1 protein-coding gene is annotated in these 891 nt (G+C 61.2%); it reads right to left on the reverse strand.

The features are described from left to right. Nucleotides 1-891: type VI secretion system protein TssA (gene tssA / locus ADK28_RS16415; RefSeq protein ID WP_161802718.1), on the reverse strand; the 891-nt coding region annotated here is incomplete at both ends.

Here is an 891-nt window from a genome sequence, read left to right on the forward strand (position 1 = left end):
AAAAGGCTTCGCGGGGCTCACTTTGCGACCTGATGTTGTCTTCCAGCAGGGCCAGCGCCGCACTCAGCCCCTGTTCTTCGCGGCAGGCACCAATCGCGGCGTTCACATCACCGCAGACCTCCTCCCGTTCCGTCTCTGCTGCCCGCAGCCACTGTTCACAACGGGACGATAAAAAAGGGGTGTCATCACTGAACGTCAGCGTTCTCAGCGCGGGCAGGCGATGTAATACATGCAGGACTTCGTCCCTGATAGCCTGTGCAACATCAATAAATCCCTGCACTGTCGCCATCTGTGCCGACAGCCAGTGCCCGTCAAACCAGTAAGGCGAAAGGGAGAGGCTCGTTTCTGTCTGCCGCCACAGAGCGATATCAGCACAGGCAAGTGCAGCTTCGTATTCACTCACCCGATCAGGCGAGACCGTCGCCAGCGGCGTACGGTTTCCCCTGCTGACAACAGGCGGGGACGTAATGGTGTGCCAGATGGCATAACGGCGAAGACGGTAGCCCACCGCCTCACCCGGCTGGTGTTCAGTCAGGCGGTCTGCCACCTTCAGCAGCGTCTGCTGCCATGCCCGTTCATCGGCATCGTCGATATTCAGGATCATGCGATCATTGCGAATAACAGGCTCTGGTGATGTTGCTGTTGCCGGTGATGCAGGGGTAGGCGGGCGCTCTGCACTCACCTGGTTCTGCGCCTGCAGGTGGCGGCAGGCGCGTTGCAGGGTACTGATCAGCCCGTCAAACAGGCCGCCCTGATCGGGCATCAGCGCTCCCCAGGTCCGTGCCAGCGCCTGAACCAGCACCCTCACCTCTTCGAGTTCGCTCCCCGTTGCCCGCTCACACAGGCGTGCCTGCGCCCCCTCAAAGCGGCGAACCATCTGGACCATCAGGC

The organism is Serratia sp. 506_PEND, assembly GCF_001076875.1.
Classification (GTDB): Bacteria; Pseudomonadota; Gammaproteobacteria; order Enterobacterales; family Enterobacteriaceae; genus Serratia; species Serratia marcescens.